The sequence below is a fragment of the Enterococcus rivorum genome (assembly GCF_001742285.1).
Lineage (GTDB): Bacteria > Bacillota > Bacilli > Lactobacillales > Enterococcaceae > Enterococcus_L > Enterococcus_L rivorum.
In genome coordinates this window covers 1-8271 of record NZ_MIEK01000059.1, presented here as the reverse complement: position 1 = coordinate 8271, position 8271 = coordinate 1, and the positions used below count along the sequence as shown (strand labels likewise).

General features: G+C 32.5%; 11 protein-coding genes and 1 tRNA gene. 6 read left to right on the top strand and 6 right to left on the bottom strand.

All coding sequences use genetic code 11. From position 1 onward, the window contains the following. Both BCR26_RS15670 and BCR26_RS15665 read right to left on the bottom strand, forming a co-directional pair. On the bottom strand, positions 1-192 hold a 192-nt coding region (locus BCR26_RS15670; RefSeq protein WP_245677001.1), incomplete at its 3' end, for an AbiH family protein. Positions 193-209: 17 nt separating this feature from the next. Then, positions 210-722 carry a helix-turn-helix transcriptional regulator gene (locus BCR26_RS15665; RefSeq protein ID WP_069699900.1) on the bottom strand — a complete coding sequence of 171 codons (513 nt, stop codon included), beginning with the start codon at positions 720-722 and terminating at the stop codon, positions 210-212. A 153-nt stretch (positions 723-875) separates the two neighbouring features. Between BCR26_RS15665 and BCR26_RS15660 the strand changes: the two genes are divergently transcribed. From BCR26_RS15660 to BCR26_RS15650, 3 genes are all read left to right on the top strand, one after another. After that, entirely contained in the window at positions 876-1079 is a 204-nt protein-coding gene (locus BCR26_RS15660; protein WP_069699899.1) for a DUF3173 domain-containing protein, read from the top strand. A gap of 387 nt (positions 1080-1466) precedes the next feature. After that, complete coding sequence (locus BCR26_RS15655) at positions 1467-2354, top strand: rolling circle replication-associated protein (protein WP_084387168.1); 888 nt, start codon at positions 1467-1469, stop codon at positions 2352-2354. A 28-nt stretch (positions 2355-2382) separates the two neighbouring features. Beyond that, positions 2383-3567 (top strand): site-specific integrase, encoded by a 1185-nt coding sequence (locus tag BCR26_RS15650; RefSeq protein ID WP_069699898.1) that lies wholly within the window; start codon positions 2383-2385, stop codon positions 3565-3567. 54 nt (positions 3568-3621) lie between these two features. On the opposite strand, the gene BCR26_RS15645 is transcribed toward BCR26_RS15650, so the two are convergent. After that, a complete protein-coding gene (locus tag BCR26_RS15645) occupies positions 3622-3921 on the bottom strand; it encodes a hypothetical protein (RefSeq protein ID WP_069699897.1) in 300 nt (99 codons plus the stop codon). Positions 3922-4063: 142 nt separating this feature from the next. Between BCR26_RS15645 and BCR26_RS15640 the strand changes: the two genes are divergently transcribed. Continuing rightward, a complete protein-coding gene (locus BCR26_RS15640; RefSeq protein ID WP_069699901.1) occupies positions 4064-4381 on the top strand; it encodes a helix-turn-helix domain-containing protein in 318 nt (105 codons plus the stop codon). A 156-nt stretch (positions 4382-4537) separates the two neighbouring features. On the opposite strand, the gene BCR26_RS15635 is transcribed toward BCR26_RS15640, so the two are convergent. Continuing rightward, positions 4538-4610 (bottom strand) — tRNA-Lys (locus BCR26_RS15635). Positions 4611-5318: 708 nt separating this feature from the next. Next, complete coding sequence (locus BCR26_RS15630; protein ID WP_069699896.1) at positions 5319-5825, bottom strand: phosphatidylglycerophosphatase A family protein; 507 nt, start codon at positions 5823-5825, stop codon at positions 5319-5321. A gap of 82 nt (positions 5826-5907) precedes the next feature. On the opposite strand from BCR26_RS15630, the gene BCR26_RS15625 reads away from it, so the two are divergent. Then, the gene (locus tag BCR26_RS15625; RefSeq protein WP_069699895.1) at positions 5908-6150 is read left to right on the top strand and encodes a DUF1450 domain-containing protein; all 243 of its coding nucleotides are present in this window, start codon (positions 5908-5910) and stop codon (positions 6148-6150) included. 185 nt (positions 6151-6335) lie between these two features. On the opposite strand, the gene BCR26_RS15620 is transcribed toward BCR26_RS15625, so the two are convergent. Then, positions 6336-7343 carry an NAD(P)/FAD-dependent oxidoreductase gene (locus BCR26_RS15620; RefSeq protein WP_069699894.1) on the bottom strand — a complete coding sequence of 336 codons (1008 nt, stop codon included), beginning with the start codon at positions 7341-7343 and terminating at the stop codon, positions 6336-6338. A gap of 223 nt (positions 7344-7566) precedes the next feature. Here BCR26_RS15620 and BCR26_RS15615 point away from each other — a divergent pair, with 223 nt between their 5' ends. Then, positions 7567-8154 carry a peptidylprolyl isomerase gene (locus BCR26_RS15615; RefSeq protein WP_069699893.1) on the top strand — a complete coding sequence of 196 codons (588 nt, stop codon included), beginning with the start codon at positions 7567-7569 and terminating at the stop codon, positions 8152-8154. Positions 8155-8271 lie beyond the last annotated feature (117 nt).

The following is an 8271-nucleotide window of genomic DNA, read 5'->3' as shown; positions in this document are numbered from 1 at the left end:
GTTATAGATTGTTTGTCTAGATCTTCTCAGTAGTTTAGCCGCTTCCAAAACAACGATTCCTTTTTTGAAATAAGCTTCTATCATCACGAGTTCATTTTTATTTTTTTTGATATAGTCGTAAAAATTTTTATATGTAGTTTTAAGCCCTAAATTTAAATCAAAACCATTTCCAATAATAAACGATATATTCATTGATAGTAATCCTCCCTTTAATCAAATTCTGTTAAATTTTTCAATTCTTCATAGATTTTCATATTAAAAATTTCAATTAAGAAATCTGTATCTAAATTCTTCAAGTCTATTGCATCCATCAAAACTCCTCTTGCTTGTTCAGCGGAAGAAATAACTATATCACGATATTCTACTATATTTCCCTCTTGGTCAAAAACGGGTTGTTCATATTCAATGTATGAAGCACTCTCTTCAATTTCTTTGACAGTGTTCAAAACATTTTCTCTATATACTTCTAATTCTCTAATTTTGGCTTCTTTATCTGTAATTTCTTTATTTCTAATATTCATAGGGAAAAACAATTCATTTGGCGTAACCCCGAATAAATCCATCATTTTTTCAAGAATGTCACTTGAAGGAAAGGTCATTCCTTTTTCATAACTGATAACACTGTGTTTTGAAATATCAAGTTTTTCTGCAAGTTCAACCTGTGTTAGAGATTCCTTTTTTCGGTATTTTTTAATATTTTCGGCTAAATTACTTTTTATCATTGTTTTAAACCTCCATTCACACTTATTATACATAAAAAGTAGGGAAAAACCAACTTATCTATTGAAAAGAAAGTTTTTTAATGTTATATTGGTTAAAAGTAGCTTTAAACCTACTTTTTTAGGTAGAAAGCAGGTTTTTAAGGAGGTGATCTTATGCAATCGACTATTGATAAAAAAGATTTAGAAATTTTGGGATTTAAAACTTCTGTAGCAAGTCGAATTATCAGAGAAGCAAAGTTTTTAATGGTTAAAAAAGGTTATGATTTCTACGATAATTCAAAATTAGGAGTAGTTCCTAGAGAAGCAGTTGAAGAAATTCTTGGTTTTAGCTTAACCATAGAAAAGAAGTCTGCATAATGTGCAGTCAACGGTAAATAGCAAAGCGGTTTAAGGAGTTGATGGCTAATAACTGATCTTAAACACTTGAAACTTTTCTCTTTGGTATGGAATGCCAAAGAGAATTGCCTAACGGCGAGTGTGTTCCTCAATGATTTTGGGGTTAAGGGTTAGAATTTTTTAGGCTCTGAGACGCACCGTGTGCATTTAAGCGTCAGCGACAAATGCTAGCACGGATGTGGCGCCAGAGCCAGAAGAAGCGAACGAAGTGAGGTTCTTTCTATTTAACTTGATAATAGTTTAATATCTGGAGAATAAAGAAAAGAGGTGAAAGGGAATTTTGATGGATTAAAAGAGATTTGTAGAAATGAAATAGGGATTTATTAAAATTAAAAAGGAGGTCAATTAATGCCAGAATACAATATTAAAGTAATTTCAACACCTTGCAGTTCAGAGCTGTATTTTTATCAGACTCCAGTTATCTATGGCTTTACTGGGAAAAAAAGAGTTGGAACTATTGTTTCTCCAAAGGAAAATAAAGTAGATGAAAAAGAACGGATAGACAGGAAAGCTAAGTATTACAAAAATAAAGCACAGCATATTCGTAGATTAGTAAACATGAACTTTGATAGTCAGACGAAATTTCTAACCTTAACTTTTTCAGATGATTTGGAAGAGTTGGAAAAAGCCAACTATTTATTTAATAAGTTTATAAAACGGCTAAATTACAGACTTACAAAGAAGATGAACCTTCCAAGAACTCAATATATTGCAACGTGGGAGGTACAAGCTAAGCGAAGGATTAAAACAGGAAAGGCTGTTATTCATTATCATGTTGTTTTATTCAACTTCCCTTTTATTCTAGCTGACGAGTTACAAGCTATTTGGAAGCATGGTTTTATCAGAATTAATCAAATTCCAAATGATGTGGCAAAAGCAAAGTATGGTAGTTATGTAAGTAAATATTTTACAAAGGATTTAGCAGAAAAATCTGAACATAAAAAAGCTTTTTTTACTAGTCAAAACTTGAAGAAACCTTCAGAAAAAGTAATGAGTATTGAAAATATAGAGGAAATAAAACAGGAATTGCAACAATCAAAAAATTTAGAGCTTTATAAAAATTACCCTCGAAAAATCTTTATCAATGAAGAAGAATACTTTGAAAATGAAACAACTTATATTGTATTGAAAGATTCAACAGATTTTGACAACATAATAAAAAGTAGCATTAATGAAAAAGAGAAAAAATCTCCTAATCAAAAACACTACTCCCTAGACAAGAATAGTATAGCATGATTTGGGATTTTCGGAAAGGAACTGAACAATGGCAAGCTTTCAAAAATATAAAACAACCAAAGGTGAAATGTGGATGTTTAAAACGAACCTAGGAATTAATCACCAAACAGGGAAAATAAAATATATCACTCGAAGAGGATTTAAGACTAAGAGAGAAGCGCAATTAGAAGCTTCAAAATTTCTTCAACAAGTGGCGACAGGTAAAGGAATATTGGATAAAAGTTTATTGTTTACGACGCTTATAGATCAATGGTTTGAGCAATATAAACTGTCTGGCGTAAAAAAGAGTACAATACTGAACAGACAAACTACGGCTATCCCTAACTTGAAAAAATATTTAGGACAATACCCGCTAGGCAAAATCACTCCGATAGTTTATCAAGAATTTTTGAACCAACTATTTGACCTAAACTATAGTACGAGTACGATTGAAACGCTGAACATTGTTGGGAAATTAATTTTTAAATATGCTTATGAGAATGACTTAATAGATAGAAATCCAGCGAAGAATGCAGTTGTTCCAAAAAAAGTAGCTACTATTGAAGAATTAAAAAGCAAATCTTTAGAAGAGCTTTATTTAACCAAGAAAGAGTTAATCACATTTCTAAATTATATAAAGTTAAATACTACTACACTTGATTACTCAATTTTTTTAACCTTAGCTTATACAGGTATTCGAATCGGAGAGTTGTTGGCATTGCAATGGGAAGACATAGATTTCGTATATGAAACAATTAGTATTAGCAAGACGCTTTTTAGAAACGAAAATAGAATCAAAGAATATGAATTGACTCCACCAAAGACAAAAAAATCTAGTCGAATTATTTTAGTTGATAAAGTTGTTCTAGAGCAACTTAGTTATATGCTTTTTGAACAAGAGCGGATTAAGAAAGAATTTCCTGCATATCATGATAAACAATTTGTTTTTGCGAAATTGCGAGGAGACTTATCTGGCTATCCAGAATCAAGAAGAGCTGTAGGATTTAGATTAAAAAGATATCTTCAAAAATTGGGAATTTCAAAGAGTCTGACGCTTCATAAATTCCGTCACACTCATGTTAGTTTACTTGCTGAGGCTGGTGTAGACTTACAAGCAATACAAGAGCGAATTGGTCATGAGGATTCTAAAACAATGAGAAAAGTGTATCTCCACGTTACAAAAGAAGTGAATAAGCAAGCAGTCGAAAAATTTGGACAGCTTATGAAGGAATAAAAAATATAAACTATAGTGCCTATCAGAAATTTTCTGAAAAAGCACTATAGTTTATTATATTTTTTCGGTTGTTCTTAAAGCTTCAATTTGAAGCTCCATGCTAGTAATAATTTTTTTAAAGTCACCATGAAATGCAGAAAACACTTTAGAACAAGCGTAATAATTTTTAACTATTTGTTGCTTGTTTACTGGTCGCTTCTCATCACTAAAAAATTTTTCTAGCAAAGAAAGTGTTTCGTTCCAAGAAGTTAACTGTTCCAGTAAAACATGGAGAGCGTAAATATCTTGATAGCATATTTTTTTTATAGGTTGTTTATTGTCCGTTTGAAATTCTGATGTTTTTTCATTATTCATATTAGGCACCTCTTTCTATCTTTCTTTTTGTATATTATACAACATTTAAAGTTGTCAAACAATATTAATAACGTTTTTTAAGTTGTAAAATCGGCTATTTCATGATGTAGAATAGTGTGGATAGAAAAGGAGGGACACAATGATGAATAATTTTGAATCTTTTTTTGCTGAACGACTTCATAAATTTAGATCAAAGAAAAATGTTAGTGCTAGAGAAATGAGTCTTGCTATTGGTCAAAATGAAAACTATATTAATTCTATTGAAAATAAACGTTCTCTGCCTTCATTGCAAATGTTATCTACAATCTGTGAATACCTTGAAATCTCTATTAGTGAGTTTTTATATGAACCGAAAAATCATAGCCAATTGATTTCAGAAATACATACAAGTTTAAACACATTAGATGACGAAATACTGGAGCATGTTTTAGCAATTTTGAAATCTTTGAACAATAAATAAAAACGATTAAGGATAGACTTTAAGTAGTCTTTCTATAATCGTTATTTCTATAAAAGTGGTCAAAATGTGGTCAAAATAAAAATGAGAATGCGTATTCCGTCTTCAAAACGTCCGAAGACGCCGACAGAATACCATTCTCGTGGGTTTGGCACCCAATGGGCCGTAAGGGGCTCGAACCCATGACCCGCTGATTAAGAGTCAGCTGCTCTACCAACTGAGCTAACGGCCCAAATAATGAATACTTAAATATTGTAGCACTGGGTAATCAATTGTACAAGTGTAAATGATTAGTTTTTGATGGAAAATTTTTAAAGAGAATTTTCGAAATAAGTTAGAAATGCAAACGCTAGAATGAAAAGATAACCTAATGGAGAAAAGAAGCAGAACAAACAATCATTATTGACGAACTGTAGCGACTTCTTGTACAATGAATACAAGATAGAAGCAAATGAAAATAAAAAGGCACTTCATTATTTGGTTGCAGCCAAATGATGAAGCCCTGAGAAGTCAGAGAAAAGCTGACCAATCAAGTTGCCTTCGTCAATACAAAAGCACTGACAACATTCATTGTACTTAATTTTTAGGAAAATATCTACCCCTAAAAACGTCGAGAACAATGATTTTGGCAGTGAAATTTATTGAGGATACAACAACATTGGAAAGAATTCTGGTGTTGTTTTTTATTTTGCTTCTATCGTTTATAAAATAAGACTGTCACTATAGGTAGACTACGTATCTTATTGGGGAAGAAAGTTAGTGGTTGACAGCTGTTTGTAACATTAAGCACACGAATTGAATAACCTATAGTGACAGCTTTGCGTGCAAGTATGTAATCATTTTACATACTAAGAATTATTATAATAGATTAATTGTTGACTATGCAATTGATAACTTGTTGAGTTTGGGAATAAATTGCTATTATTTTTTTGAACTGTGTCTATTTTGTAATATCGCTTTTACTGGGTTGAGAATGGGCTAAGCGACTTGCTGCTGCAGCTGCAATGGCACCCACAATATCGTCCAGGAAAGTATGCACTTGGGTTCCATCATGAGAATTTAGTTTGGCCAAAATACCAGGCTTTACTTTATCAATATAACCATAGTTGGTAAAGCCGATAGAACCATATACGTTAACGATTGATAGTGCTAAAATTTCATCTATACCGTAAAGACCTTCATCTTCAGACAAGATATCTTGTAGTGGTTGAATTAACTTCTTTTCTTCAGCTAAAATATCTAATTGAATCCCTGTAACAATAGTATTGTGGACTTCACGCTTTGATAACACACTTTCAATATTTTCAATGCAAATCTCCATTGTTAAATCATCTACGTAAGGTTTTTGTAAAAATAGAACCAGCTCAGCTATATCCTCAACTTCGACCCCTCGATCTTTAAGTAATTGACGTGCTTTTTCTTCTAGTGTTTCTGCCTTAGTAACCATAAAATCCCTCCAAACAAAATTTTTATTTATAGAATATAGTAATGGTATACTAAATGTAACAAAAAAAGCAAGGAGGAGTCTTGTGAATCCCTTAATAGAATGCTGTGAGCAGAATTTGGCTAAAAATAATCAGTCACTTTTTTCAGATGAATTTATAAATGTAAATGCAGATGTAGTTACTTATTCGTGTATGAATCAATGCAGTCTCTGTGCTAGAAATAATTATGCTCTGTTTGAAGGAGAGTTAATCATTGCCGAATCTTCAGAAGAATTGATTGAAAAATTGAAGGTAATGATTTTAGCTTGGCAAAAAGAGATGATGTAAAAAAAGTTACTAAAGGTTATTTTGAATCTGTAAATTAGACTATGCAGTATAAAATATGTTTTATGTATTAAGTGACTTTCGGAAAAATTCCCAAGCTCCAGACTTTTGGACGCTGTTTATTCAAAATTAGAGGATGAAACAAAACTGATTAGTCATTTTGCTTCATCCTCTTTATTTTTTTGAAATTATACTACGCCACTACCTTCAAATAAACTAGTGCTATGCATTGGTTGTCGACGCGAATCAGGCTTAATGAAGTGTAAAGCGTTGTTAACAGCAGTAGGTGCTTCACCAAAGCCGGTAGCAATTAATTTTACTTTACCTTGGTAATTAGAAATATCTCCTACAGCATAAACTCCAGGAAGATTGGTAGACATATCAGAGTTTACTTCTATAGTACTACGGTTGATTTCTAATCCCCATTTTTTTAAGTGACCTAGCGAGGAAGTAAACCCATAATTAATGATTAATGAATCTAAATCTAAATGCTCATATTCGTCTGTTTTGCTTTTTTTCAATTGAACGCCTTTAAATTCATTGTTGTCAATTAGTAAATTTTCGATGACATAAGGAGTGAAAATAGCAACTTCAGATTTTTCTAAATTATCAACGCTATGTTCATGCCCCCGGAATTCTGGACGACGGTGGATGATAGAAACTTTTTCAGCTACTGATTCTAGCATTAAAGCCCAATCAATAGCTGAATCGCCCCCGCCAGCTATTGCCACTTTTTTTCCAGCGAATTTATTCATATCTTTTACATAATAGTGAATATGCTTATCTTCAAAAGCATCCGCTCCGTCGACAGCCAATCGTCTAGGTTGAAATGAGCCATTTCCAATGGCAAAAATGACCGCCTTAGAGTAATGTGTTCCCTTAGAAGTTTCAATACGCAGATAATCTTCTTCTTGAATTAAGTCAAGTACCTCTTCTTCCAAACAGGTTGTATGATCAAAAGGCTGGATCTGTTTTTCTAAATTGTTAATTAAATCGATAGCTTTAATAACTGGATAACCAGGTATATCATAAATGTATTTTTCTGGGTACAACATCGAAAGCTGTCCCCCCAATTGAGGCAAACTATCAATGATTTTTGTTTTTGCTTTTCGGATTCCTGCATAGAAAGCCGCGAACAATCCAACCGGACCACCGCCGATAATTGTTATTTCATATAATTCTTTTGTGTCAGACATCAATTTTCCTCCAGTTTCTAATGAATAAAAAATGCCGTGCTCTTAAATAAAATGAAAAGTCGTTTCAAATCATATTTCACAAAATAGCATTAATGCAAGATAAAATCAAGAGTTAATTTGTGAAAAAAATAAACTCTTAAGAGGTAGCAAAAAGGTAATAGCATTTTTTTAAAATTTTAGTTATGATAGACATGTAAAATAAATTTTGTAGGAGGAAACGCTTGTGTCTGAATTTCCACAGTTAGATTTAGCGAATGCTAAAGGACCAAAAGCTGTAATTAAAACAAACAGAGGGGATATTACGGTTCAACTATTCCCAGAAAAAGCACCTAAAACAGTTGAGAACTTTGTTGGGTTAGCTAAAAAAGGATATTATGATGGAGTTATTTTTCATCGTGTAATCCCTGATTTTATGATTCAAGGAGGAGACCCTACAGGTACTGGAATGGGCGGAGAGAGTATTTATGGCGATCAATTTGAAGATGAATTTTCAAAAGATGTTTTTAATCTTCGTGGTGCTTTATCAATGGCGAATGCTGGTCCTAATACAAATGGGAGCCAATTTTTTATCGTGACGAATCAAAACGTTCCAGAAAATATGCTTAGCCAATTAGAAGGCGCTGGTTTCCCAACAGAAATCATTGAAACCTATAAAAACGGTGGAACGCCATGGCTTGATTTCCGTCATACAGTTTTTGGACATGTTGTTGAAGGAATGGACGTCGTTGACGAGATTGGTGGCGTACAAAGAGATTCTCAAGACCGTCCTACATTTGATGTAGTAATTGAAAAAGTAGAAATTTCTGAATAGGTAAATGAGATATAGAAAAGGAGAGTGGGACAATAAACTACTATTTATAGAAAACAGAGACGATTTTGACTATTATTATCAAAATCGTCTCTGTTTTTTCTTTTGAAAGAGCTTTTC

Excerpts from the sequence above, each read along its gene's own strand:
- BCR26_RS15665 (WP_069699900.1), bottom strand. The coding sequence starts at position 722 with ATGATAAAAAGTAATTTAGCCGAAAATATTAAAAAATACCGAAAAAAG.
- BCR26_RS15660 (WP_069699899.1), top strand. The coding sequence starts at position 876 with ATGCAATCGACTATTGATAAAAAAGATTTAGAAATTTTGGGATTTAAA.
- BCR26_RS15655 (WP_084387168.1), top strand. The coding sequence starts at position 1,467 with ATGCCAGAATACAATATTAAAGTAATTTCAACACCTTGCAGTTCAGAG.
- BCR26_RS15650 (WP_069699898.1), top strand. The coding sequence starts at position 2,383 with ATGGCAAGCTTTCAAAAATATAAAACAACCAAAGGTGAAATGTGGATG.
- BCR26_RS15645 (WP_069699897.1), bottom strand. The coding sequence starts at position 3,921 with ATGAATAATGAAAAAACATCAGAATTTCAAACGGACAATAAACAACCT.
- BCR26_RS15640 (WP_069699901.1), top strand. The coding sequence starts at position 4,064 with ATGAATAATTTTGAATCTTTTTTTGCTGAACGACTTCATAAATTTAGA.
- BCR26_RS15630 (WP_069699896.1), bottom strand. The coding sequence starts at position 5,825 with ATGGTTACTAAGGCAGAAACACTAGAAGAAAAAGCACGTCAATTACTT.
- BCR26_RS15620 (WP_069699894.1), bottom strand. The coding sequence starts at position 7,343 with ATGTCTGACACAAAAGAATTATATGAAATAACAATTATCGGCGGTGGT.